The organism is Bacillus sp. D48C, from assembly GCF_053345735.1.
Genome location: NZ_JBKFAQ010000007.1, coordinates 37,809 through 63,135 on the forward strand (window position 1 = coordinate 37,809; position 25,327 = coordinate 63,135).

The 25,327-nt window shown below is 33.7% G+C and carries 29 protein-coding genes and 1 pseudogene; 24 read left to right on the forward strand and 6 right to left on the reverse strand.

Going from position 1 to position 25,327, the window contains the following annotated elements:
• Window positions 1-22: 22 nt before the first annotated feature.
• Window positions 23-181, reverse strand: a complete 159-nt coding sequence (locus tag ACLBXA_RS17800; RefSeq protein WP_001100984.1) for a hypothetical protein — start codon at window positions 179-181, stop codon at window positions 23-25.
• Window positions 182-485: 304 nt separating this feature from the next.
• On the opposite strand from ACLBXA_RS17800, the gene ACLBXA_RS17805 reads away from it, so the two are divergent.
• From ACLBXA_RS17805 to ACLBXA_RS17815, 3 genes are all read left to right on the forward strand, one after another.
• Window positions 486-1,079 (forward strand): O-methyltransferase, encoded by a 594-nt coding sequence (locus tag ACLBXA_RS17805; protein ID WP_086391156.1) that lies wholly within the window; start codon window positions 486-488, stop codon window positions 1,077-1,079.
• Between the two features lie 313 nt (window positions 1,080-1,392).
• Entirely contained in the window at window positions 1,393-2,505 is a 1,113-nt protein-coding gene (locus tag ACLBXA_RS17810) for a toxic anion resistance protein (protein ID WP_000137396.1), read from the forward strand.
• Between the two features lie 24 nt (window positions 2,506-2,529).
• Entirely contained in the window at window positions 2,530-3,363 is an 834-nt protein-coding gene (locus tag ACLBXA_RS17815) for a DUF3974 domain-containing protein (protein WP_000008362.1), read from the forward strand.
• Between the two features lie 58 nt (window positions 3,364-3,421).
• Here the strand turns inward: ACLBXA_RS17815 and ACLBXA_RS17820 are convergent, their stop codons facing one another.
• A complete protein-coding gene (locus tag ACLBXA_RS17820) occupies window positions 3,422-4,981 on the reverse strand; it encodes a glycoside hydrolase family 10 protein (protein WP_447617355.1) in 1,560 nt (519 codons plus the stop codon).
• Between the two features lie 227 nt (window positions 4,982-5,208).
• On the opposite strand from ACLBXA_RS17820, the gene ACLBXA_RS17825 reads away from it, so the two are divergent.
• The 10 genes from ACLBXA_RS17825 to ACLBXA_RS17870 all read left to right on the forward strand — a co-directional run bounded on the left by ACLBXA_RS17825 (window position 5,209) and on the right by ACLBXA_RS17870 (window position 14,724).
• Window positions 5,209-5,514, forward strand: a complete 306-nt coding sequence (locus tag ACLBXA_RS17825) for a PTS sugar transporter subunit IIB (protein WP_000865904.1) — start codon at window positions 5,209-5,211, stop codon at window positions 5,512-5,514.
• 11 nt (window positions 5,515-5,525) lie between these two features.
• On the forward strand, window positions 5,526-6,809 hold the full coding sequence (locus ACLBXA_RS17830) for a PTS sugar transporter subunit IIC (protein WP_001032289.1): 1,284 nt from the start codon (window positions 5,526-5,528) through the stop codon (window positions 6,807-6,809).
• A gap of 78 nt (window positions 6,810-6,887) precedes the next feature.
• Complete coding sequence (locus tag ACLBXA_RS17835) at window positions 6,888-7,154, forward strand: hypothetical protein (RefSeq protein WP_001021963.1); 267 nt, start codon at window positions 6,888-6,890, stop codon at window positions 7,152-7,154.
• A gap of 22 nt (window positions 7,155-7,176) precedes the next feature.
• Window positions 7,177-8,325, forward strand: coding sequence for an anhydro-N-acetylmuramic acid kinase AnmK (gene anmK / locus ACLBXA_RS17840; RefSeq protein WP_086391123.1), 1,149 nt, complete (start codon window positions 7,177-7,179; stop codon window positions 8,323-8,325).
• Window positions 8,326-8,343: 18 nt separating this feature from the next.
• Complete coding sequence (locus ACLBXA_RS17845) at window positions 8,344-9,237, forward strand: BadF/BadG/BcrA/BcrD ATPase family protein (protein ID WP_000876581.1); 894 nt, start codon at window positions 8,344-8,346, stop codon at window positions 9,235-9,237.
• Window positions 9,238-9,374: 137 nt separating this feature from the next.
• The gene (gene plsY / locus ACLBXA_RS17850) at window positions 9,375-9,923 is read left to right on the forward strand and encodes a glycerol-3-phosphate 1-O-acyltransferase PlsY (protein WP_000610878.1); all 549 of its coding nucleotides are present in this window, start codon (window positions 9,375-9,377) and stop codon (window positions 9,921-9,923) included.
• 70 nt (window positions 9,924-9,993) lie between these two features.
• Entirely contained in the window at window positions 9,994-11,577 is a 1,584-nt protein-coding gene (locus ACLBXA_RS17855) for an aminotransferase class V-fold PLP-dependent enzyme (RefSeq protein WP_000523040.1), read from the forward strand.
• A gap of 74 nt (window positions 11,578-11,651) precedes the next feature.
• Window positions 11,652-12,653, forward strand: a complete 1,002-nt coding sequence (tdcB, locus tag ACLBXA_RS17860; protein WP_000632966.1) for a bifunctional threonine ammonia-lyase/L-serine ammonia-lyase TdcB — start codon at window positions 11,652-11,654, stop codon at window positions 12,651-12,653.
• 223 nt (window positions 12,654-12,876) lie between these two features.
• Window positions 12,877-13,347, forward strand: coding sequence for a MarR family transcriptional regulator (locus ACLBXA_RS17865; RefSeq protein ID WP_001030909.1), 471 nt, complete (start codon window positions 12,877-12,879; stop codon window positions 13,345-13,347).
• A 141-nt stretch (window positions 13,348-13,488) separates the two neighbouring features.
• On the forward strand, window positions 13,489-14,724 hold the full coding sequence (locus ACLBXA_RS17870; RefSeq protein ID WP_097890321.1) for an MFS transporter: 1,236 nt from the start codon (window positions 13,489-13,491) through the stop codon (window positions 14,722-14,724).
• Window positions 14,725-14,945: 221 nt separating this feature from the next.
• Here ACLBXA_RS17870 and ACLBXA_RS17875 read toward each other — a convergent pair whose 3' ends face one another.
• Window positions 14,946-15,275: a YkvA family protein gene (locus tag ACLBXA_RS17875; RefSeq protein WP_000415089.1), complete on the reverse strand. Its 330-nt coding sequence runs from the start codon at window positions 15,273-15,275 to the stop codon at window positions 14,946-14,948.
• Between the two features lie 246 nt (window positions 15,276-15,521).
• Between ACLBXA_RS17875 and ACLBXA_RS17880 the strand changes: the two genes are divergently transcribed.
• The 6 genes from ACLBXA_RS17880 to ACLBXA_RS17905 all read left to right on the forward strand — a co-directional run bounded on the left by ACLBXA_RS17880 (window position 15,522) and on the right by ACLBXA_RS17905 (window position 20,729).
• On the forward strand, window positions 15,522-16,208 hold the full coding sequence (locus ACLBXA_RS17880; protein WP_144514112.1) for an MBL fold metallo-hydrolase: 687 nt from the start codon (window positions 15,522-15,524) through the stop codon (window positions 16,206-16,208).
• Window positions 16,209-16,367: 159 nt separating this feature from the next.
• The gene (locus tag ACLBXA_RS17885; RefSeq protein ID WP_000535041.1) at window positions 16,368-16,637 is read left to right on the forward strand and encodes a hypothetical protein; all 270 of its coding nucleotides are present in this window, start codon (window positions 16,368-16,370) and stop codon (window positions 16,635-16,637) included.
• 73 nt (window positions 16,638-16,710) lie between these two features.
• Window positions 16,711-18,063 (forward strand): DEAD/DEAH box helicase, encoded by a 1,353-nt coding sequence (locus tag ACLBXA_RS17890; RefSeq protein ID WP_144514113.1) that lies wholly within the window; start codon window positions 16,711-16,713, stop codon window positions 18,061-18,063.
• A gap of 302 nt (window positions 18,064-18,365) precedes the next feature.
• Window positions 18,366-19,076, forward strand: a complete 711-nt coding sequence (locus ACLBXA_RS17895) for a class I SAM-dependent methyltransferase (RefSeq protein ID WP_000846297.1) — start codon at window positions 18,366-18,368, stop codon at window positions 19,074-19,076.
• Window positions 19,077-19,194: 118 nt separating this feature from the next.
• Window positions 19,195-19,602, forward strand: coding sequence for a VOC family protein (locus ACLBXA_RS17900; RefSeq protein WP_000072495.1), 408 nt, complete (start codon window positions 19,195-19,197; stop codon window positions 19,600-19,602).
• 344 nt (window positions 19,603-19,946) lie between these two features.
• On the forward strand, window positions 19,947-20,729 hold the full coding sequence (locus ACLBXA_RS17905) for a class I SAM-dependent methyltransferase (protein ID WP_144514114.1): 783 nt from the start codon (window positions 19,947-19,949) through the stop codon (window positions 20,727-20,729).
• 153 nt (window positions 20,730-20,882) lie between these two features.
• On the opposite strand, the pseudogene ACLBXA_RS17910 reads toward ACLBXA_RS17905, so the two are convergent.
• Window positions 20,883-21,728, reverse strand: a pseudogene (locus ACLBXA_RS17910) (thiamine pyrophosphate-dependent enzyme); the annotation flags it as partial.
• The gene (locus tag ACLBXA_RS17915; protein WP_256146025.1) at window positions 21,704-21,832 is read right to left on the reverse strand and encodes a hypothetical protein; all 129 of its coding nucleotides are present in this window, start codon (window positions 21,830-21,832) and stop codon (window positions 21,704-21,706) included. The pseudogene ACLBXA_RS17910 and the gene ACLBXA_RS17915, both read right to left, overlap by 25 nt.
• A 147-nt stretch (window positions 21,833-21,979) precedes the next feature.
• On the opposite strand from ACLBXA_RS17915, the gene ACLBXA_RS17920 reads away from it, so the two are divergent.
• The 5 genes from ACLBXA_RS17920 (at window position 21,980) to spoIISB (ending at window position 24,831) form a co-directional block, all read left to right on the forward strand.
• Window positions 21,980-22,462: a MarR family winged helix-turn-helix transcriptional regulator gene (locus tag ACLBXA_RS17920; RefSeq protein WP_000191905.1), complete on the forward strand. Its 483-nt coding sequence runs from the start codon at window positions 21,980-21,982 to the stop codon at window positions 22,460-22,462.
• Window positions 22,463-22,627: 165 nt separating this feature from the next.
• A complete protein-coding gene (gene gpmA / locus ACLBXA_RS17925; RefSeq protein WP_447617362.1) occupies window positions 22,628-23,365 on the forward strand; it encodes a 2,3-diphosphoglycerate-dependent phosphoglycerate mutase in 738 nt (245 codons plus the stop codon).
• Window positions 23,366-23,603: 238 nt separating this feature from the next.
• Window positions 23,604-24,341, forward strand: coding sequence for a type II toxin-antitoxin system SpoIISA family toxin (locus tag ACLBXA_RS17930; RefSeq protein ID WP_000624981.1), 738 nt, complete (start codon window positions 23,604-23,606; stop codon window positions 24,339-24,341).
• Between the two features lie 112 nt (window positions 24,342-24,453).
• The gene (locus ACLBXA_RS17935; RefSeq protein WP_000237817.1) at window positions 24,454-24,582 is read left to right on the forward strand and encodes a hypothetical protein; all 129 of its coding nucleotides are present in this window, start codon (window positions 24,454-24,456) and stop codon (window positions 24,580-24,582) included.
• A 72-nt stretch (window positions 24,583-24,654) separates the two neighbouring features.
• Entirely contained in the window at window positions 24,655-24,831 is a 177-nt protein-coding gene (gene spoIISB / locus ACLBXA_RS17940) for a stage II sporulation protein SB (protein WP_000852629.1), read from the forward strand.
• An 18-nt stretch (window positions 24,832-24,849) separates the two neighbouring features.
• Here spoIISB and ACLBXA_RS17945 read toward each other — a convergent pair whose 3' ends face one another.
• Window positions 24,850-25,239 (reverse strand): YxeA family protein, encoded by a 390-nt coding sequence (locus tag ACLBXA_RS17945; RefSeq protein WP_000712655.1) that lies wholly within the window; start codon window positions 25,237-25,239, stop codon window positions 24,850-24,852.
• Window positions 25,240-25,327 lie beyond the last annotated feature (88 nt).

Below are 25,327 nucleotides of genomic sequence, written 5' to 3' on the forward strand. Positions count from 1 at the left end.
TTCTTCAGAAATGCGTTTTTTATTATTTTTCTAACATTTCAAGAGGTACATCTTTTTCGCCAGCTACCTCAAATTTAATTTCCCCGTCTTCTTCATAAATACGTGTAATAATCGGTATAGTAATCATTAATTTTTTATGCTGCTTTCGTTTTCGAGCAGCATCTAAGCTAATCACGTTCATTTGTAAGCATCCTTTCTTCTGGAAATATATAAACAAAGAAAATGCGTCCGAAAAGGGCGCTTAATTGAATTTGAAATACCGATTCATTTAAATGGGGTTTATATAATTTAATAACTGCAATTTTAATATGAAATAATATGAATGGAATAATTGCACGTAGAAATTAACTTTACCAAAAAACGAAACAATATGCTATAAAAAATTATAAATCTTTGTCATATAACAGGAAAAAGGTTTTTGTTTCGCATATAATAAAAAGTAGACGGGCAGCAAGAGCTTTTTCATCATATTGCTTGGAAAGGCGATGAAAAGAATGGATACAGTAGATTCATTATTATTGCAACTTGAACAATATGGAGAAGAGCATGATCGAAATAAAAAAACAAGGGAAGAAAAATTACGGAATGTTTCTCGTGAGATGGGGCAATTTTTATCAATTTTAGTAAAAGGGTGTAATGCAAAAAACATCTTAGAAATTGGAACTTCTAATGGTTATTCTACATTGTGGTTAGCTAATGCGGTAGAAGAAACGAATGGAAATGTAACGACTGTAGAGCTTTCTTCAGAACGAGTTGGAGAGGCACTTGTCAATTTTGAAAAGGCAAACCTGTTACAAAGAATCGATATTCATAATCAAGAAGCCGGGGCATTTTTAGATTCGCAATTAAATCATTCATTTGATTTTATTTTCCTAGATTCAGAGCGTACGCAATACATGTGGTGGTTTGAGCATATAAAACGTATGTTACAACCAAAAGGTTTTCTTGTTGTTGATAATGCAACTTCTCATGCGAATGAATTAGGTGAGTTTATAAAAATGATTGAAGAAGATGATACGTTTGAAACGGTGTTATTAGCGTTTCAAAAGGGAGCATTTGTAGCTCGCAAAAATAAATAAAAGTGAGCGTAATAGAATTATCACATTGAAAAAGGGTGAATGTCAAAAGATTGAGTGTAGCACGATTGAAAGAACGTAAATTATTTAGGAAATATATGAAGAATCCGCCTTCAGCATGTAGTTCTCTAGGTCTTAAGTCTGAGGAAAATTATGTTGATTACAGGTATACTTATAGTAAGAAACAGGGAATGATTGCATAAACAGACATTTCTAAAAAATCGATTTCAAGCAGGCAGAATGTATATGAAATACGATATAATTGATGAAATATAGTGCATATGAATTCGCACATATAAATAAAGGAGCGATTTTGTTGACTGAACTCGAGAAAAAAGAACCTGTATCCATTGTGAAAGATAATAATGTAGAAGTAGTAGTTGATACAGTTATAAAAGATGCAGAATTAGAGGAACTAAATAAAGAAGCTGATCTTTATGTACAAAAGTTAAATAGCGAGCAAAATACAGATTTATCAAAAGTATTGTCTCAGCTAGGAGATTTAGGGGATAAAGAGCAACAAGCAGCAGGACAAACGTTATCAGCTTTAAAACGCCCTGTAACAGCGATGATGAATGGGAAAAATGAAGAAATTCCAAATACATTGTTAGAATTACGAAAAGTGGTATCAGAGCTTGATCCCAATTCACTTAAAGCAAGTGGTATGAAGAAAATAATGTTTAAAGTATTCAAGAAAAATCCACTTGAAACATACGTGCATAAATACCAATCTATAGATAAACAAATCGAGGAAATTATTAGATCCCTCCTAATTGGTCGTGATAACCTACAAGAGGATACAGTTGGTCTTGAAATGTTAAAAGAACAATCGCACGATAAAATTCATGCTCTTGATAAACAAGTATACTTAGGGAAAAAGCTTGCTGGCATGCTTGAAGCTGAAAAACAAAACCCAGAGCGTCAAAGGGATATTCCGTTAATTAACGATGCATTAGAAAAGATACTTGTACGTACACGTAATATGCAGCAAGCGAAAAGTGTATTATTACAATCTATAGCTTCTGTAGACATCATTAAGAAAAACAATGAAAAATTAACAGAGGCAATACGTAATGCGATTACGATGACGCAAAACGTTGTAACAGTTTCAGCTGCTATTCAGCTAGCATTAACGAATCAACGTAAAACAATTGATGCCGTAAATGCGACGAATGAAGCAATTGAATCGATGGTGTTAAGTAATTCTCAAGCGTTAAAACAAAATACAGAAGAAACGACGAAATTGCTTGAGAATCCTGCTATTAGCATGGATAAATTACGCGAATCATTCCAAAATGTGTTCGCTGCAATTGAGGCATCTGAAAAATCGTCAGAACGTATTATTGAGTCAAGTAAGAAGTTTGTTATTGAACTAGACACATTTAATGATGAGATGAAGCAGAAACTCATTCAGCGTCCAAGGAAATAACGGATTATTAGAGGAGGTGAACAAATGAGTTTCATTCAAACAGTACTATTACTACTCGGTACATTGCTTTTAATAGCATTTACTGTCGTTGTTTTAGTCGTATATTTCGGACGGAAACTGTATTTTTCATGGACGAAGCCATATAAAAAAGCGCAAGATTCTTTAGATAAGTTATCAAACAAATCAATACCGTTTCTACAAGAATTTACACAACACCCACTGTTTTATCGCTGGATTCGCACCGAAGGAAAGAAAGAACAAAATATACTAAATACTCTATTCTGTGCATCAGGTCAACGTACGAGAGAACAAGTCTTCTCGATGTTACCGAAAGAAAAGCAGAAAAAAGTGCATGTAATGGCAAAAACTACGAAAAAGCTTACAAGTGAAGATATCGATGTGGCTGCGATGAAAGTGAAAGATTTCTTAAGACAAGAAACGCAGCAAACTGTAAAACCGACAGACTTATCATTTTATAAATTGTATTTTTATGACCGTTATCCAGACGCATTAAATACAATTCAAGCGTATAAACGCTCAATAAATCCTTCATTACAAAGAACGGTTGATGATATTACAATTTCAGTATTAAATGCACTTCCGTACTATCAAGAGCAACGCATGTTTGAACAACAACATAAACTTGAAACGTTTTTAATGAAAGATTTAACGGCCATGTTATCGTTGGTAGTACAATTACCACCTTCACAAAGACCAGAGAAGGAAGAAGAATTGAAAATCTACTTGGAAAATTTCAAAAAAGAAATGGAAGTAGTAGAGCGAGATATTCGCGACTCAATTGATCATGATTTAAATGTGAAGATGAGAGCAGCGACTGAGAAGTTTAAGAATAAATAACAAAAAGCGCCTTAAAAGCTAAGTATCACAGCTTTAAGGCGCTTTTTGTTATGAGATTTTATTTTGCTCTAACGGTAGTATGACTAGAAGCCACACTTTCATTATGCAATCGATCAACTGCAGTTACGACATACGTATACATTTCTCCAGAAATAACGGTTTTATCTACATAAATTTCTCCAAGTTTTGTTTTTCTTACAGTAGTAAGTAAATTTTTAGAATTTTGTATATCCACTTCATTTTGCCCATTCGCGCGGTAAATAGCGTAATAAGCAGAATCATTATCTCTATTATCAATGATACCGATTGCAATACCTTCATTTCTTGGAATGGCACCTTTTAATGTCGGTTGTTTTGGTGGATCATGATCAATCCAAGGCATAGGCGGGATTAATGCAGGATGTATATATATGTCTTTTGAGAGTCTATCTTTAACTCCAAGTGGATTGTTATTAATATCTTTTAAGCTAAAATGCATACTACCTTTTATTTCAGGATATAGCCAGTTTAATGTAATTTGTCTTGGATATTCTTCTGGATCAGACCAAGCAGGGACGGAGTTATTATTAATTTTATAGGCCGCTTGACCGATGTATAGATGAATCGGTTTGTTATTTGTTTCTTTAACCCACCAATCTACTAATATGTCATATGCAGCTGGGGTGAAACCTATATTCCAATATATTTGCGGTGTAATGTAGTCAATATATCCTTTTTGTATCCACTCACGTGTGTCAGCATAAAGGTCATCATAGTTTCTTTGGCCTGCGGTTGTGTTAGAGCCAGTCGGATCGTCAGCTATATTTCGCCATACACCGAACGGACTAATGCCAAACTTTACGTATGATTTTTCTTGTTTTATAGCAGTATTTAAATCTTTTACAAGTTCATTTACATTGTTACGTCGCCAATCTTCTATATTTGTAAATTTACCGTTATTATATGTTTCGTATGTTTTCTGATCTGGAAATTCTTCACCGGCTACTTTATATGGGTAAAAATAATCATCCATATGCAGCGCATCAATATCGTAATTTTGTACGATTTCTAAAGCACCTTCTGTTATAAATTTTTTCACTTCTGGAATACCGGGATTGTAATATAACTTTCCGCCATAAGGTACAACCCAATTGGGGTGTTGCCTTGCAGGGTGATTATTTGATAATCGATTTATATCAGTGTGATTCATCGTTATTCGGTATGGATTAATCCATGCGTGGAATTCTATATTTCTTTTGTGTGCTTCTTCAATCATAAATGCAAGTGGATCGTATCCGGGGTCTTTTCCTTGTGTACCCGTAATGTATTCAGACCAAGGGCCGTAATTTGAGGGATAGAAAGCATCAGCTGTTGGTTTAATTTGTACAACAACTGCATTCATACCAGTGCTTTTTACATCGTCTAATAATCTTATAAATTCTTGTTTCTGCTTTTCAATAGGTAAGCCAGTTTTTGTGGGCCAATCAATATTCAGAACTGATGCGATCCATACAGCACGTAATTCATGTTTTTTGTACGTAGTATTTACTTCAGCATAAGTAGAGTGAGGGGAAATGAAAGAGAAAGGGATGAACAAGATGACGATACAACATATCATTAATAAACGTTTAACGATCATTTATACGCCTCCCTATCATATGATTATTTAAAATAATATCTGAGGTGAGGTTGGCCTTGCAATAGAGAAAATTACACATTGAAACATTAATTTAATAGGAAAAATATTTTTAATGAAATTTACTTTCATTATAACTAAATTCATTTACTACTTCATATGCTTGTTAGTAAAGTGAAACTTCCTTTCATTTGAAGGGTAATAAATTATAAGTATAGGAGGATTAATAAATGAAGGTTTTGTTTGTCTGTTCTGGAGGAATGTCCAGTGCAATTGTTGTAAACGCTTTAAAAAAAGAAGCGGAGAAAAATGGTTTGAACATGGAAGTGTATGCAATTGGAACGAATGAGGTAGAGGAAGAAGTAAAGAATGGCTGGGATGTCGTAATGGTGGCACCTCAAATAAGACACCGATTTGACTCTGTAAAAAAATTTGCAGAGGAGGAATCTATTCCGTGTGGCATCATTCCACCGCAAGCATACACGCCGCTTGGAGGCCCGACTTTATTAAAAACTGTAAATGAATTAATCAGTTAGGGGGAAGCGTTATGAATAAGTTTGTCACGTTTCTTGATAAAAACTTATCTGGCCCGATGGCAAGGCTTTCTGAGCAGAGGCATCTACAAGCAATCCGTGATGGAGTTATTTCGGCGTTACCATTTATTATAGTAGGAAGCTTCTTTTTAATAGTAGCATTTCCACCACTGCCGAAAGATAGTTTCATATCGGTTTGGGCATTAAAGAATCAAACAAGTATATTAATACCATATCGTTTAACTATGTTTATTATGTCCTTATATATAGCATTTGGAATAGGATATAATTTAGCGAAAAGTTATAAATTAGATGCTTTATCAGGAGCACAGCTTGCGGTATGTTCACTACTTTTAACATTAACGCCTGAGTTAATTGATAAAAAAGGATTTATGCTTCCAATGACAAACCTCGGAGGTCATGGATTATTTGTGACGATGATTGTCTCTATTTTATCAGTTGAGATTTTAAGATTTTGTAAGAAGAATAACGTAACGATAAAAATGCCAGAACAAGTACCACCGTCAGTATCACGTTCATTTGAAGCACTTATACCTGCAGCATTCGTTATTATTATTATGAGTCTTATTACAGTCGTTTTTAAAGTTGATTTACATTACGTTGTAGATAAACTAGCCGCACCGTTAGTAAAAGCTGGTGATAGTTACTTTGGCGTTATTATACCTGTATTTTTAATTACGTTTTTCTGGTCTTTCGGGATACACGGAGTATCAGTTGTAGGTACTGTGGCAAGGCCGCTTTGGGATGTGTATTTAGGAAAGAACGGTGAAGCTGTAGCAAGTGGAGCGAGTCATTTTCCGTTTATTGCACCAGAACCGTTTTATCAATGGTTTATTTGGATTGGTGGTTCGGGCGCAACGTTAGGGCTTGTGTTAGCTATGATCGTATTTGGTCGATCAAAATATTCGAAAGCATTATCGAGAACGTGTATTGTTCCGGGGATTTTTAATATAAATGAACCGGTTATATTCGGTTTGCCGATTGTATTAAATCCAATTTTAATTATTCCTTTCGTCATTACACCGTTAGTAACAGCTACTATAGCTTATGCTGCAACAGCGATGGGATTTGTAACACCAACGCATATTATGCCGCCATGGACATTACCTGCTCCAATTGGTGCTTATTTAGCAACAGGTGGAGATTGGCGTGCGATTGTATTAGTTTTTATAAATATAGCAATATCGTTCCTTATTTATTTACCATTCTTTAAAATGTACGACAAAAATATGCTTGAAATTGAAAAGAATGGTGACGGGGAATCTGTTAATCCTTAATCTGCATGCTGTTATTTTGAGTGATAGACTTTTTGTCTATCACTTCTTTCACATTAAAACTAGAAAGGGGGAAATAGAATGAATATAAAATTTAGTTATAAAGGCGTATTTTTATTATTATTTGGAGTGATTTGTGCAAATTTACTTTTTGTCCCTTTATTAGGCATGCTAAATCTATCACAAATGCATAGTATCTGGCTCGTTACAAGTATTGCGGCAAGCGTTTTGCTTACGGTAGTTGTTTCTTTCATTGATGGATCGTTTGCATCGAAAGCTCAGTTGTTTTTTAGATTTATATTGTTTTCGATTGGTTGTACGTTCGTTACTTACATGATTGTTTTTTAGTAAATAGGAGGTCATGCACGTTATGTATATTGCAGGGGTAATGTCTGGTACTTCATTGGATGGAATAGATGTAGCGCTCGTTCATATAGAAGGAAGTGGTGTAGATTCTAAAATCGAACTCATCCATTTTACTACTGTTCCATTTTGTAATGATATGAAAAATGAGATCCAACAAGCGTTATCAATTGAAACTTCGAATGTCCAACTTATATGTAGTTTAAATTTTAAACTTGGTTTATGCTTCGCCAATGCTGTAAAGGAAGTTTGTAAAGAGGCCAATTTTCCTTTGAGACAATTAGATTTAATAGGCTCTCACGGACAAACGATTTATCATCAGCCAAAGCAAGAAGGAAATATTATTTCTTCAACATTGCAAATTGGGGAACCAGCAGTAATAGCATATGAAACGAACACGACAGTTATCTCGAATTTCCGAACGATGGACATGGCGGCAGGGGGACAAGGTGCACCACTTGTACCATATTCAGAGATTATTTTATATCGGCATCAAACTAAAAATAGACTACTACAAAATATTGGCGGGATTGGTAATGTTACAGTGGTTCCAAGTAAACGAAGTAATGAGAGTGTTATTGCTTTTGATACTGGACCAGGGAATATGATAATTGATGAAGTATGTCAAAGGTTATTTCAGTTGTCATATGATCAAAATGGTAAGATTGCAAAACAGGGAGTAGTTGTAGATGAAATTTTGACTTATTGTATGAACCATCCATTTTTGAACGTGAAACCACCAAAATCAACAGGTAGAGAACAGTTTGGAGAAGCGTTTGTGACTGAATTATTGAATCGATTTGAAAAGCATAGTAGAGAAAATATATTGGCAACTGTCACAATGTTTACAGCAATTTCAATTGTTCATCATTATCAGGAATTTATTTTTCCGTATTATGAAATCGATGAAGTAATTTTAGGCGGGGGCGGAAGTTATAATCGTACACTTGTTGAAATAATACGATTTGGATTAAAGGAAGAAAAATGCAAAATATTTACTCAAGAAGATTTAGGCTATTCCTCAGCGGCGAAAGAAGCGATCGCCTTTGCGATTTTAGCAAACGAAACGTATCATCGTAATCCGAGTAATGTGCCGAGCGCAACAGGTGCAAAGCAATCTGTAGTTTTAGGGAATATAACATTCCCTCCAATTTGAAGAGAATGAGGCGAATATATGAAGTATATGATTGGAGTAGATGGCGGGGGAACGAAGACAGAAGCAATTGCATTTGATAAAGACGGTAACGAATTTGCAAGAGCTACAAGTGGATTTGGAAATATATTAATAGATTTTGAAGAAGCTCTTGTGCATATTATGGAAGTGATTGATCAATGCCAGAAAGGGTTATTAAAGGGGGATTGCGTTTGTATTTGTTTAGGATTAGCGGGTGTAAGTGGAGCAAATACAAATGAATTAACATTACGTCTAAAAAAGAAGTATGGAACACCAATTGAAGTATTCAATGACGCAATGATCGCACATGCAGCTACTTTAAAAGGGAATGACGGAATTTTAACAATTGGTGGTACAGGTGCGATTTGTCTTGGAAAGAAAGGAAAAGTGTACGAGTATAGTGGTGGATGGGGACATATTTTAGGTGATGAAGGAAGTGGATATTGGATTGCATTACAATCTTTAAAGAAAATGGCAATTCAATTTGATCAAGGAATCAGTCTTTGTCCATTGAGTTTGAATATTCAAAGGCAGTTTCAACTTTTGACACCGTCTCATATAAAAAGCTTAGTATATACTTCTTCTAAAGATAAAATTGCAGCAATCGCGCCATTAGTTATTCAGGAAGCGAGAAATGGAAATGATGATGCACATGAAATTATAATGCAAGCTGGAAAGGAATTAGCAAGGATTACAGTAAATGTTTATAACAAGTTAAACTTTAAGCACTCAACGCCAATTGCAGTAAGTGGCAGTATATTGCGTTTAGTTCCTGAAATATTTGCTGTATTTAAGAAATGCTGTGAAGAAAGTATGAAAGAAATTATATTTGTATCACAAGCAGAAATGGCAGTGAAAGGAACATATTATTTAATGAGGGATATATATTTTTAAAAATAGCGTATGAGAATTTTTGTATGATTTGTAAAAATATGATGTTAAAATGTATAAAGGGATGTATATTAAAACGTACAATATACGTAGTAATTGAATATTGTATATGTAATCCCATGTAGAAAGTGAATGATTACATGATTAATAGTATGCAGTTTTTATATTTGGTGGCTTCTTATTTAATTGGAAACATCTTGACCGCTTATATAGTAACAAAATTGAGACATAACGTTGATATTAGGGGTGAAGGAAGCGGAAATCCTGGTGCAAGAAATATGGGGCGCTTATATGGAAAAGGGTATTTCATCGCTACATTTTTAGGTGATGCAATTAAAGGAGCAATCGTTGTTACTGTTGCAAAATATCTTTTTGAAGATCCTACATTCGTAATGTTAACATTATTGGCCGTTATTATTGGACATATTTACCCAGTTTTATTTAAAGGTAAGGGCGGTAAAGGTATTTCAACATTTATTGGAGGATTAATCGCATTTGATTATTTGATAGCGCTTACCCTCATAGGCATTTTTATTGTATTTTATTTAATATTTAAAGGATTTACGAAGCCAGGACTAATTACGATTGCTTGTTTACCAATTTGTATGATTCTTTATTCTTATTCTATTGTTACGACTATTTTAAGTGGAATGATTATTGTACTTATTCTATATGTAAATCGAGAATAAAATGAATGTTTAATAAGTGGGGATAATCTCCACTTATCATTTTTTATTAAATAGATAAAGGAGATAAGGCATGGGGTTAATTTATAAAGTTGCTGATCAAGATTGGGAATTTGAAAGTATACATAAATTAAATTATAAAACTTTTGTGGAAGAGATTCCACAACATGAAGAAACGAAAGACCAGTTTCGTATAGATAGGTTTCATGAAGAAAATACATATTTAATTTGTTTAGATGAGGATAGATTAGTAGGTATGGTCGCGGTGCGGGGAAAACGACCATTCTCGTTAGATTATAAAATTTCAAATTTAGATGTTTATTTGCAAGAGCATGGAGAAAAAGTGTATGAAATTCGTTTACTTTCAGTAGAACGTGAATATAGGAATGGAAGAGCGTTGTTAGGATTAATCCGTTTTCTACATCGTTATTTGCTTCTAAACGGATATGAATTAGCACTCATTTCTGCAACAACACGTGAACTAGCTTTATATGAGCAGATGGGATTCAAAGATTTCCATACGTTAGTTGGTACAGAAGCAGCAACCTACCAGCCAATGTATGTTACCCCTGCTATGTTTGAAGAATCGAGTGTTGGAAGTATTATGACGAAAGAATACACGTTTTTACCTGGTCCAGTAGACATTGAAGAGAACGTTCGAAAGGCATTTTGTACTAAGCCTATTTCGCATCGCTCTAAGTCATTTCAAGTGACAATGGACAATGTGAAAAAACGGTTACTTCACATGACAAAAGCAAAACATGTACAACTTATGTTAGGAACAGGGACGTTAGCCAATGATGCGATTGCTTTACAGTTACGTTCTTTAAAAGGGAAAGGACTAGTATTAACAAATGGAGAATTTGGAAATAGATTAGTTGGGCATGCAAAACGAGCACAGTTACATTTTGATACGTATAAAAAGGAAATGAGAGAGCCGTTTATTTATACAGAATTAGAAGAAATAATGACAACTGGAAATTATGAATGGCTTTGGTTTGTTCATCATGAAACATCTACTGGAATGTTAAACGATTTAAACGAGCTAAATACTCTTTGTAACGAGAATCAAATGAAACTATGTGTAGATTGCATAAGCTCAATTGGAGCAATACCAATAGACTTGAAGGATGTGTATTTTGCAAGTGGTGTTAGCGGTAAAGCGATTAAATCATATACAGGAATTTCTTTCGTTTTTCATAACCACATTGTAAAAATAAACGAGGCTGTGCCGGCCTATATGGACATTGGCATGTATGAAGAAAATGAAAGCATTCCATACTCACAATCATGGAATTTAATTTATGCATTGCAAGAAGCGTTGAAGAGATTTGAAGATGAAAAGGCATTTGTAAAAATTAAAGAGACATACGATTATGTTGAAGAAGTTATTACTGATATGGGCTTAAAGCTTGTTTCACCTAAAGAACATGCCGCGCCAATTATACTTACTATTGTATTGAGCGAAGATCATTCTTCTAAAGTAGTAGGCGATGCATTAGCATTACAAGGATACATCGTTCATTATGAGTCATCTTATTTACAAAAGAATAATTGGATCCAAATTGCATGTTTAAATCATTATAAAGAACGTGATATGAAGAGGATGTTGAATTGTTTGCAAATGTGTTTATTTCAGAGTGGGGTACAAATATAAAGACTTTTTCTTTTCGTATAAAGGAGCTACGACTTACGAAAACTTAGGAATAGAACATTGGAAGAGGTGTAAGTATGATAACTAGAAAACTACCATTACATATAGACAATATTAAAAAAGCTCACAAGATTCTAGATAGAAATGCTCGTAAAACGCCATTAGTAAAATCTTTTTACTTGACTAGTAAAACGGGCGGAGAAATTCATTTGAAATTAGAAAATATGCAATTAACGGGTTCTTTTAAATTTCGTGGCGCATTTAATAAAATGTCGCGGCTCACGGATCAAGAAAAAGAAAGAGGTGTAATTGCATGTTCAGCAGGTAATCATGCACAAGGAGTTGCATTATCTGCTCATTTACTCGGTATTAAGAGTAAAATTGTTATGCCAATTTCTGCACCGCAGGCTAAAGTCGAAGCAACTAGAGGATATGGATCTGAAGTAATTTTACATGGTGAAACATTTGATGATGCAAAGGCAAAATGTGAAGAAATTATAAGGGAAACAGGTGAGACATACTTACATCCATATGATGATGTAGAGGTAATGGCTGGTCAAGGTACAATTGGATTAGATATTCTTGATGATATGTGGGATGTAGATACTGTCATTGTACCAATAGGTGGAGGCGGAATTATTTCTGGTATTTCTGTAGCATTAAAGTCTTTTAATCCATCGATTAATATAATTGGTGTCCAAGCAGATAATGTTCATGGAATGAAGGCATCTTACGATAAAGGAGCAATCGTAGAACATTATGAGGCGCCTACTATTGCAGATGGTTGCGCTGTTAAAATACCAGGGGAATTAACATTTGAAATTGTAAAAGAATTAGTAGATGATATTGTAACTGTATCAGAAAAAGAACTGGAAGTAGCGATGAAAGATTTATTACAACGTGGGAAAGCTGTTGTAGAAGGTGCAGGTGCATTAGCAACTGCTGCACTTCTTGCAGGAAAAGTTGATAGCTATATAAAAGGAAAAAAAGTAGTAGCGGTTATATCTGGTGGGAACGTGGACTTACAGCGCATATCAAGTGTATGTGAGCACTTTTTTGTCGCTAATGAAGTGAAATAGTTTTATGAAAGAAGAGCTAAGAGAAATAATTTTAGCTCTTACTTTTTGTCTACTGTTTATTGTAAGTAGCAATAAATTTGCTGTTTAATGAATTGTTTTATTTAAGCGCCAATTTTTACACATATCTTGAATGTTACAATAATTATTTCAATATTGTCGAAACGTAAGCAGAAATTTAATATAATAGTTTTAATGTACTAATGAGCGGTGAGGAGGGCAGGTCATGAATAAAGAAGAACAGGTCATGAACGGTTTCAGGGAATTATATAATAAGCTGGTTTGGCTTAATAAAGATAAGATGGAAGAAGGTCTTAAAGGTTTTAAGTCTTCTGAAGTCCACTGCATTGAATATATTGAAAATAATGTGGATTCTAATGTGACACAACTTGCAGAGGCTTTTTATGTGACTCGCGGTGCTATAAGTAGAATGACTAAGAAGCTCATACAAAAAGGCCTTATTGAAAGCTACCAAAAGTCGGAAAATAAGAAAGAAATTTATTTTAGGCTTACCGAAGAAGGGAAAGAAATTTATAAAATCCATGAAGATCTGCACAAAGAGTTTCAAGAGCGGGATAAAGCTGTATTTGAGCAAGTAACTGAAGAAGAATTCGACAGTATAATTAGTTTCGTGGAAAAGTATAGTAGACATTTGGATGCAGAAATAAAGAAACAAGGTATACATATTAAATCCTAATACATTTTAATAATGAAATGGCAGCCTTACTCTAATGAGAATAGGCTGCTTTTTTATTATGTTATTTTTGTTGACTAATCAACAAAACGGAGTTATCATTTTGTTGACACGACAACAAAATGTTTTAAGGAGAGAAGTTAAATGTCTATATTTAGATCACAAAATGAAAGGAAAACTGAAAAAAGCATAGATAAACATGCTTTACTATTCGGACTTATTTCTGTATTTCTTTGTGGTATAGGTTTCAGTATTATCATGCCTGTAGTCCCATTCTTAGTACAGCCATATACAAGTAATCCGGAAGAACAAGCATTAGTTGTTACACTACTAACTTCCGTATATGCGGCTTGCATGTTTTTAGCTGCCCCAGTACTCGGAGCTTTAAGCGATAAGTATGGCCGTCGTCCATTACTTTTAATATGCTTATTTGGTTCTGCAATTGGGTACTTAGTTTTTGGTATAGGAGGAGCTTTATGGGTACTATTTGCTGGACGCATAATAGAAGGAATAACAGGCGGGAGCATAAGTACTATCTTCGCATATTTTGCAGACATCATTCCAAAAGAGCAGAGAACGAAATACTTTGGATGGGTGAGTGCAGTTGTAGGTGCGGGAACTATCATTGGCCCCACTATTGGGGGATTACTTGCCAAGTTTGGTGATACTGTACCTATGTATTTTGGAGCAATCATAACGTTAATAAATGTTGTATATGGGATCAAATATATGCCTGAGAGTCTTGACAAAAATAATAGGTTAAAAGAGATTACTTTTGTAAGGTTGAATCCTTTTGCACAGCTAGCAAACATACTTTCCATGAAAAATTTAAAATGGTTACTTGTCTCAGCGTTTTTACTTTGGATACCTAACGGATCTTTACAAGCAATTTTCACGCAATTTACAATGGATACTTTCAGTTGGAAACCTGCACTAATCGGACTTATGTTTTCAATTTTGGGCTTTCAAGACATTGTTTCACAAAGTTTTATAATGCCAAAGCTTTTGATCCAGCTTAGTGATAAACAAATAGCAATTCTTGGGATGGTTTCGGAGATTATAGGATACAGTTTTATTGCGGTATCAGCTTTGTTTTCACTCTATCCACTACTTATCGTTGGAATGCTGATGTATGGTTTTGGGGATTCAATTTTCGGCCCTTCATTCAACGGGATGCTTTCAAAGTCTGGCGGTTCTAGTGAACAAGGAAGGATTCAAGGGGGAAGTCAATCTATTCAAGCTTTAGCAAGAATGATTGGTCCTATTATTGGAGGGCAAATCTATGTATCGCTTGGTCATGCTGCACCTGCTTTTATGGGTATGATCCTTATAGTCGCGGCAATAGCAGTTTTGTATAAGGGGACACATGCAACTGTATAACAGATAGATATAAGAACAAATAAAAGGGTGTCAGAACTTAGGAACACGTGCTGACACCCTTTTTGTTTACGGTTTGAGAGCTAAGAGAAATGCTTTTGTTTAGGGATTTATTCTGCAATGCTCTCATAGTGAAGAGTAATATTCAGTGAGGTTGAACTATCATTAATTACAGTTAGCTTTTTTTGAAAGTAAAAAGGTATGTAAATGACTAGTTAGTTTAATTATGCTTGTGCTGAAGTAAATAATGACTCCATTTTTACCTTGCTCTTCTCTCGAATTTCAGCATCTGCATGGCGCATAACATATTTATGCGCTACAGCGATTGCTAAAACATCATCTAATAAGCCAATCCCAATAATAGCAGCTATATCTGGAATGAAATCAATTGTTAATACGTAATAAGATAAAGCGGCTAATATTATGAATTTCGCTTTAGTAGGTAATTCTTTCTTTTTCATTGTGTAGAATAAGATAATACTTTCATATACGCTGGATTTACCGAGGTTTACAGAGCTTTTTTTGAACTTTTTCCAAAGTGTCTGTTTCTCCATATAAATACTCCTTTTACAAAAACATAGATTTTTTAAAAGGATAGACAAAGAAGTGAGAGATTAATCAATGTTATTGTTTTTCTTATTATATATTTCCATAAAAATAGGGGATTACCTGTTCAAAATAATATAATGTGGATTATGCCACGATTCACAGTGTTCCGTTACATAGTATATATATTGTAAAATGTATGTGGATGATTTAGTTATTATTATGCATTTTATAAGCGGTATGGGGGAAGAAAAATGAAAATAATAGAACTACCAATTGAATTCGAATTTAACGGGCAAAAACAATGTATTTATCCAAGTTTAATTATATTACATAATGAATTAACGTTAGTCGATACAGGATATCCAAGTTTTTTACCTTTAATTGAAAATGCAATATTAAAACATGGATATGAGATGAAAAACTTAAAGAATATAATTATTACCCATTATGATGACGATCATATAGGGGCTTTATATGATTTTAAAATGAAATATCCAAATATTAATGTTATTGCTAGTGAAATTGAATCTAACTATATTAGTGGTGATATAAGATCAGAGAGGTTGGCTCAAGCTGAAAAAATGTTAGAACGTATGCCAAATGAAGAAAAAGAATTTGGTAAATGGTTTATTCAACAGTTAAAAAATATAAAACATATTTCCGTCGATGAAAAAGTACATGATGGTCAAATGATTTTGAATAATGAATGTCAAATAGTAGCGACGCCAGGACATACTTCGGGGCATATTTCATTATATTTGCCGAATTTAGACTGTGTAATTACAGGAGATGCAGCGGTTCAAGAGAATCGTGAGTTAGTAATAGCTAATCCGGATTTTTGCTTAGATATAGAAAGGGCGGAAAAGTCTTTAAATAGGATTAAAAGTCTTAAAGCAGCACAGTATTATTGCTACCATGGAGGAAAGCTGACTTTATAAAATAATGAAAACCGGTCTTTCCTAAATCAAAAAGATCGGTTTTTTAGTTCATATATTTTGCGATTTCAACCAAATCAGTAACAGTATATTTCGGTAAAATTGAAATGTATATGTACAAAAGAATATATATAATTTGAGCAAGGGTATAGGAGGGAGAAGATGGGTTCGTTATTTGATGTAATAGCAAATGTTATTTTGTTTTATCCTCGAAATGACATGAAATTGAAACACCATATTGCAAAATTAAGTGAATTAGAGTGGTTTCGAAATCTACATGAAGATCCGAAGTATACAAGTTTAATTTGGAGTAATAGAAAAATTAAAAAGTATATTTTGACTTCTGCAAATATGGAACCATTAATAAAATCCGAGAAAAAGCAAAAAGAATTTGTCCATCTAGTACAGGATGAATATAAAAAAAGAAGATAAGAATTTTTTTATTTTTCATATTTAGCGAAACAAATGGTACAATGAAAGCTAATGTGAAAAATAAGGAAAAGAAGTGGTCTATTTGAAAAACTTTTTAGAATTAGGAATTAGTGAAACTTTTAATCATACATTACGTGAAAATGGAATTACAGAAGCAACACCAATTCAAGAAAAGGCAATTCCAGTTATTCTGTCAGGTAAAGATATTATTGGGCAGGCGAAAACTGGAACGGGTAAAACGTTAGCATTTGTGTTACCGATTTTAGAAAAAATCAATCCAGAGTCTAGTGATGTTGAGGCTTTAATTGTTGCACCAACAAGGGAACTAGCTCTGCAAATTACAACTGAAATTAAAAAAATGCTTGTTCAAAGAGAAGATATTAATGTACTAGCGATTTATGGTGGGCAAGATGTAGCACAACAATTGAGAAAATTAAAAGGTAATACACATATTGTTGTTGCAACACCAGGACGATTATTAGATCATATACGACGCGAAACAATTGATTTAAGTAATCTTTCAACGATTGTACTAGATGAAGCGGATCAAATGCTTTATTTCGGTTTCTTATATGATATTGAAGATATTTTAGATGAGACACCTGGTAGTAAACAAACGATGTTATTCTCAGCAACGATGCCAAAAGATATTAAAAAATTGGCGAAGCGTTATATGGATGAGCCGCAAATGATTCAAGTACAAAGTGAAGAAGTAACGGTAGATACAATTGAGCAGCGTGTCATTGAGACGACAGATCGTGCAAAGCCAGATGCACTTCGTTTTGTTATGGATCGTGACCAGCCATTTTTAGCAGTTATTTTCTGTCGTACAAAGGTTAGAGCAAGTAAGCTTTATGATAATTTAAAAGGACTAGGTTATAATTGTGCTGAACTTCATGGTGATATACCTCAAGCGAAACGTGAAAGAGTTATGAAGAGTTTCCGCGAAGCTAAAATTCAGTACTTAATCGCAACGGATGTAGCAGCTCGTGGACTTGATGTAGATGGTGTAACGCACGTATTTAACTTTGATATCCCTGAAGATGTAGAAAGTTATATTCACCGCATTGGCCGAACAGGACGTGCAGGTGGATCAGGTCTTGCAATTACGTTCGTTGCAGCGAAAGATGAAAAACATTTAGAAGAAATTGAAAAAACGCTTGGTGCACCAATACAAAGAGAAATAATCGAACAACCGAAGATAAAACGTGTAGATGAAAATGGAAAACCGGTACCAAAGCCGGCTCCAAAGAAATCAGGTCAAAATCGTCAAAGAGATAGCCGCGAAGGTTCAAGAAGTGAATCAAGACGTGATTCGAGAAATAGCTCGAGAAGTGATTCAAGAAATGAAAATAACCGATCATTTAATAAGTCAAGTAATAAAAAAGGTAGTACAAAGCAAGGTCAGCAAAGACGTGGCCGTTAAAGTATGAAATGGTAATCTGGATGAATAGATATATCGTTTGTTAATAGAGAAATCGCTATATAATAAAAAATCCTGATATAATTATTAATGCAGAAGGAGTCACAAAAATTTGTGGCTCTTTTTGTATTTAATAATAGGTTGGCGTGCATTTGCACCATAAGAGTAAAGTTTATAATTTCATTTACCGTATTTAAAATAATTTAAAGAATAAAGAAAAAATTAAAATGTGGAGCCTTTATTCGTCTGAAAGTTCAAAAAGATATATAATAATTTTCTGACCATTAATTCATGGAGGGGTATTAATGAAAACTGAAACGTTACACACACAAGAAGACATCTTAAAAATGCTTGATTCATTATTAAGACCTGCAGAACCATTTTGGAATGAGTTTTATGAGAATAGAGAAAAGGATGTTCCGTTTTTTGAAAATGTTCCAGATGAGAATCTAGTTTCGAATATACAAAAAGAGAGAGTTTCAAAAGGGAAGGTATTAGAACTTGGATGTGGTCCAGGTAGAAATGCCATTTATTTAGCGACTCAAGGATTTGATGTAACAGCAGTGGATTTATCTGTAGAAGGCATTAACTGGGCAAAAGAGAGGGCATTGGCAAAAGGGGTAGAAATTCATTTTATTTGTAATTCAATTTTTAATTTAGAGGTTCAAAACGAATTTGATTTTGTATATGATTCGGGCTGTTTGCATCACATTCCACCGCATAGAAGAATAAATTATGTGGATTTAATTAAAAACTCATTAAAATCGGGTGGTTATTTCGGATTAACATGTTTTGCAGCAGGCAATTTAGATGAGCGAAATGGATCAGAAATAACAGATTGGGACGTATATAGAGAATGGAGTCTACAAGGTGGTCTTGCATACTCGGAAGAAAAGTTAAGAGAGATATTTAAAGAATTTGAGGTAATTGAGATTAGAAGGATGAAACAAATGAAACAACCGAAAGAGATATTTGGAGAATCATTTCTTTGGACAGCATTATTTAAGAAGAAATAAGAAAGTAGATAATTGACAAACTCATCGTTTTTATAGACAATACACTTATAGGAATATACGTTCGGTTTTTTGGCCGACTTATGTTTTACATAAATATATAACAAGGGGCTGTCTCCATATGAGTAACACAAATCAAAAAATTACTACGTTTTTAATGTTTGAAGGCAAAGCTGAGGAAGCAATGAATTTTTATACGTCGCTATTTGATCAATCGGAAATTGTAAGTATTTCTCGCTACGATGAAAATGGACCTGGTAAAGAGGGAACTGTAATTCATGCAACTTTTACGCTAAATGGCCAAGAGTTTATGTGTATTGATAGTTATGTAAATCATAATTTTACATTCACTCCAGCTATGTCTCTTTATGTAACTTGTGAGACAGAAGAAGAAATTGAAACGGTCTTTCATAAACTAGCGCAGGATGGAGCAATTCTCATGCCTTTAGGTTCTTATCCGTTTAGTAAAAAGTTTGGCTGGTTAAATGATAAGTATGGTGTATCTTGGCAGTTAACTCTTGCTGAATAAAAAAGAAAAAGCGTAGCTTATTTGTTTAATGGATTTAGTTAAAAGCTTGAAAAATGAAATAACATAAAAAAGCGTTCCAACTGTCAACAGTTTTGGAATGCTTTTTTTGTGGAAATGAGTTGTTTAAAACTTACCAATTCTACGATTATTTTAAATGAATGATGGAATAGATGTATATTTTTGTTTCTTTTTAGAATTTTTAGTAATTATTAGTATTTATCTGTTAATATAAATGTAAACAACTATGTATGAACTATCAGGCAGGTTAATAGGAAAAGGAAAGTATAAATAGTTAATAAGCTTACACATTGAATGCCACTAGATCGTTTGGAGGACTAATCGCAATGGATACTACACAACAAAACAGTAATGCATGGGATAAGAAGGTTGAAGAAGGTTCTAGATACACGCAGCCTGTAAGTAGCGAGATTATTGAGAAAAGCAAATCAGGTGAATGGGCGATTACAGTCACTACGGAAAAGTCAGTTCCTAGAGAGTGGTTTCCAAAGTCATTAGATGGATTAAAGATACTTTGCTTAGCGTCAGGTGGTGGACAACAAGCACCTGTTCTAGCTGCTGCTGGAGCAGATGTAACAGTTACTGATATATCTAAGAAGCAATTGGAACAAGATGAAAAGGTAGCAAAACGGGATGGTTTGACTTTAAAAACCGTACAAGGAGATATGTCAGACCTTGGTGACTTTGAGGATGAATATTTTGATATTGTTGTAAATCCTGTCTCTAATTTGTTTGTAAAAGATGTTCATCTTGTATGGAATGAAGTTTCTAGGGTTTTAAAGAATAAAGGTATTCTTATTGCTGGATTTACAAATCCATTACTATGGATCTTTGATGATAACCAAGAACAAAAAGGTATTCTTGATGTTAAACATTCAATTCCTTCATCAACATTGGATTATTTACCAGAGGATGAAGTTCAAGATTACATCGATTCAAATCAAACAATAGAATATGCGCATACTTTAGAAGACCAAATCCAAGGCCAAATTGAAGCTGGTTTTGCTATGACAGGTTTTTATGAGGATGATTTTGGTGGGACAAGGATATTAGATAAGCATATTAAAACATTTATTGCGACAAAAGCTATAAAGTTAAAGATGGATTAAGAATTTTTGTTTGTCACACGGGGCGTTAGTCGAAGAACGCTCTTAAAATAGAAAAGGATGGTGCTTTCCATCCTTTTCCTTATGTATTTTGAGTGTCGAAACTATTCTCAAAACAAATTTTACACTACCAATTGTATAATTAGTTTTTTTATATTAAGAATTTTGCTGACCGAATCTTTTCCCGAGTTTAGCTAACAATTCAGGTTGATCGCTTTGGCTCATTATTACCTCAATAAAGATAAGTTGATTCTTATTAAAAGTTATATTTGTTAAGACTTCTGTTAACTCTGTTTCATTCTCCACTTTAAATGTTAGGCTTTTTTCTTCTGATCCGAATAGGTTCGGCAAGTTAGTATAATCCCACATCTGTATGTCATTATATGGTTGGTTTTGGCCGTGAATGGCACGTTCAACAGTGTATCCGTTGTTATTGATTAAAAATATAATCGGTTTTAAATTTTGACGTAGTATAGTTGATAACTCTTGGGCAGTTACTTGGTAAGAACCGTCACCAATAATTAAAATGTTGCGCCGTGATAAATTGGCGACCTGTGTACCAATTAGAGCGGGCAGTGTATATCCGATAGATCCCCATAACGGTTGTCCTACATATGCAGTGTTATTAGGTAGAGGGATAGCAGCACTACCAAAGAAAGGTGTTCCTTGCTCTACAATTAAGATGTCGTTTTCTTGTAAGAAATGGTACATTTGCTGCCAAAAACGTTTTTGTGTGACCATTTGTGATTTGGGATTGAACTCTTCAGTAAAAAGAGATGATTTTAAAATAAATGGCTTAACGTCAAGAGTATCTTTATTACGATGCTCAATTGAATCACTTAAATGTTGTAAAATATCCTGCATTACAACTGGACCGTATTTTTTATCTATAATTTTCACAGTGTAGGGATGGATTTCTATAACTTGTTCTTTTGTAAAACCTTGTGTGAAGCCGCCTGTAATAGTATCAGTTAACTTCACACCAATACTAATAATACAATCCACTTTAAATTTTCATGTGGTACTACATCATCTATAAAGGCAAGATTATAATCACCAGGAACCCCGAATGTATGTTCAATTCCTAATCCGTGTAGTCTATCCAATAAATATGTACTTACAGTATATTTTTTTCAAATGAATCATCTCCTAATTATGCAGTGAATGTTTCAATAGACTAAACAGGTTCTAATAAGTTGATTAAAATATTCATTACTAGATTGTGGTATAATTTACATACAGGGGGAAAGTAGATGACACAACATAAAGAAGAACAGATGAATGAGGCATTAGCATTATTTTATTTTGCATATAAAACATTTACTGAAAAGCCAGATGAAATTATAAAAGAATATGGCATTCAACGAGTACATCATCGAATTTTATTTTTTATCGCACGTTTTCCAGGGATAAGTGTAAATGAGTTATTATCATTATTAGAAATAAGTAAACAAGCTCTCCACGGGCCACTACGTCAACTTGTGGAAAAGGGCTTAATTGAGAGTAATGAAGCTACACATGACCGCCGTGTGAAACAGTTGTCTTTAACAGAACAAGGTGCAGATTTAGAGAAAAAATTGAGCGATGTACAAAGACAACAAATGGGCGCTATTTTTTCAAAATTTGGTGAATCATGTGAAGACAATTGGCATCAAGTTATGAATGAAATGGCAAATAGTCGATCAGGTTTTGATGCTTGGATATCAAAACGGGAAATACCAGTCGATCAAAAATAATGAAAAACTTCTGTTTTTATAGTTTGAAAAAGAACAAATTTTATCCATACATTTGGCAACTATCGTTTGGTTATAGAGTGAATGGATAAAAAGATACATTACTAGATACTTTATACGTGTACGCAATGGAACAATAAAATTCACATTTCCGAAAGGGGAATTATAATGATAAAACTTGTACTTATTCGTCACGGACAAAGTTTATGGAATCTTGAAAATCGCTTTACTGGATGGACAGATGTTGATCTATCAGAGAATGGATTAAGTGAAGCGAGAGAAGCAGGAGCAATATTAAAGAAAAACAGATATACTTTTGATGTGGCTTATACATCTGTATTAAAACGCGCAATTCGGACGTTATGGATTGTACTTCATGAGATGGATCTTACTTGGGTCCCAATACATAAATCTTGGAAGCTAAATGAAAGACATTATGGTGCATTGCAGGGGTTGAATAAAGATGAAACTGCCCAAAAATATGGTGAGGAGCAAGTTCATATTTGGAGAAGAAGTGTTGATGTAAGACCACCGGCTCTTACTGAAGACGATCCTCGATATGAAGCGACCGATCAAAGATATAAAACACTCAAAAAAGGTGAATTTCCATTAACTGAATGTTTAGAGGATACGGAGAAGAGAGTACTTGCTTATTGGCACTCAGAAATTGCGCCGATATTAAAAAATGGTAATAAAGTAATTATTTCATCACACGGTAACACAATTCGCTCGCTAGTAAAATACTTAGACAACCTTTCGAGTGATGGTGTAGTTTCATTAAATATTCCAACTAGTATTCCGCTTGTTTATGAATTAGACGAAAACTTACGTCCGATTCGTCATTATTATTTAAGTATGGATGGAGAAGTACCTGAAGGGGAAATTCCGAAACATATTTCTTTTTAATACGAAAATTTGAAATGAATGCTTGTCTACATATACAATATAGACTCATGGTAAAGTAAAATTTTAATCAGTGGGGGTCTTACTGCCCACAAATAGCAGGATAAAAGACGTGGTACCTTCTAATATATATGCGATGTAGCTAAATTTAGAAGCTTGTCCATGTCTTTTGTCATAAAGAGAGCGGCTTGCGCATGTAATGATATCGTGAGTAGTTTTTGAATGGAGGGTGATGTGATTAATGATCTCTAACATTCGAATTGGCTTATTTGTTTTAGCGATTGTCTTTGTAGTCCTTGTTTTCTTTTATTGGAAAAATGAGGAGTTGTACGAAGAGAAAAAGCAACGTATTAGAAAGACTTGGTATGGTTTGTTTATCATATCTGTCACCGTGTATTTCATGATAAAAGGAATTGATTTAACCCTCTGGAAAAATCTTTTAATGTTTACTGCAATGGTTATTTTTGTTGATATTGCGTTCATTTTAACGCCTAATATTTCAGAAATATGGGGTGCGAAATTTAGCGATATTGGCAAGACAGTTCAATCAATAAAACGATCATTAATTGCATCTAAAGCGAGAGGAGAAATATACACCACAATTATTCAAAATGTTAATCCAGCAGTTTTCGGTACGATGGAATGGCATACGGAAGAAGAATATACAAAGAGCTTAAATGTATTTTTAGATTCATATGGGGAAAAAATTGGCGCGAAAATTGTTGTTTTTGAAGCGGCAAAGGAATTAAATACAAACTTTCGTGGTATTCGCTCGCAATTTAGTATTATCGTTCCGTTAGAACATATCGAGCAATTGAATGAGCAGAAAGCAGTGCAAGTAGAAAATGTCGGGATTATACCAGCAAAAATAGTAAGTGATGTTTTCATTGTTATTGATGGAAAGAAAAATAACCTGCAAGATCGGGATTTTGAAAATGTATATAATTTAACAATACATCATAGTTATTTTAGTAAATAAGGACAGAATCTTTTTCTGTCCTTTTCTTCTATACATAAATTAAAAACAAAATCCGACAAAGTTGAATAAAATTGGACAATCATTCCTACACTAGCATGTAGAGGTGATTGTAGTGGTAAAAGATTATGACAATGATTTTTTTAAAGAAGATAACGAAGATACAACAGATTTCTCTTTAATAAAAGGGGATGCGTTGCAGCAAGTAGAAGAATTAGAAGAAGAATTAAAAAGAAAATCATAAGTGTACACTCTTTCTACATTTGCTATATAATATAAATAAAAGGTTGTATCTTTTTGAAAAGGGGGAGAAGAGATGGCTGAAGTCAATGTACAAAAGTCTTCGTTTTTTAAAGAAAAAAAAGAAGAATCCAATACAGATTTCTCTCTTGTGAAAGGTGCATTAACGGAGAATATAAATCGGTTAGAGAAACTGATGAATAATAGTAGTTCAAAATATATACAAGTGAAAAGAACAAAAGAAAATGCATAGAGCATTTTCTTTTGTTTTTTATTTAATAGTAAACTTATCTTTTACTTTTTTAGGTAAATCTGTTTTCTGAATCTCTTCATAGGACTTTACTTCAATTGATGATATTTCATTTTTGCTATTATCATCTTGATCTACATAAAGGCGTAAAAACGCGTCTTCATTTAATTTATGGTCGTTTTCTTTTTTTGTACTTCTAAATGTAATTTGTTTTTTGACACCATCTTCATGATATGCGGGCAGCGTATAGTTTCGTAAGTTTCTACCATCTACTTTTTCGATAGCTCCTTCGCCTTTTATCTGCATGTAATATACATCTTTACCAATTTTATTTAGTGACGCTCTCTCACAGCCAATAGTAAAACTAAAAAATAATAAACATAGTGTAATAATTGCTGCAAACTTTTTCATTTTCTTTATCTCCTTTAATGTGTTTCTTTAAAAAGTATACGACTATTATTAAATGAGAAAAATCGATATAGCTTACAACGCCCTTATA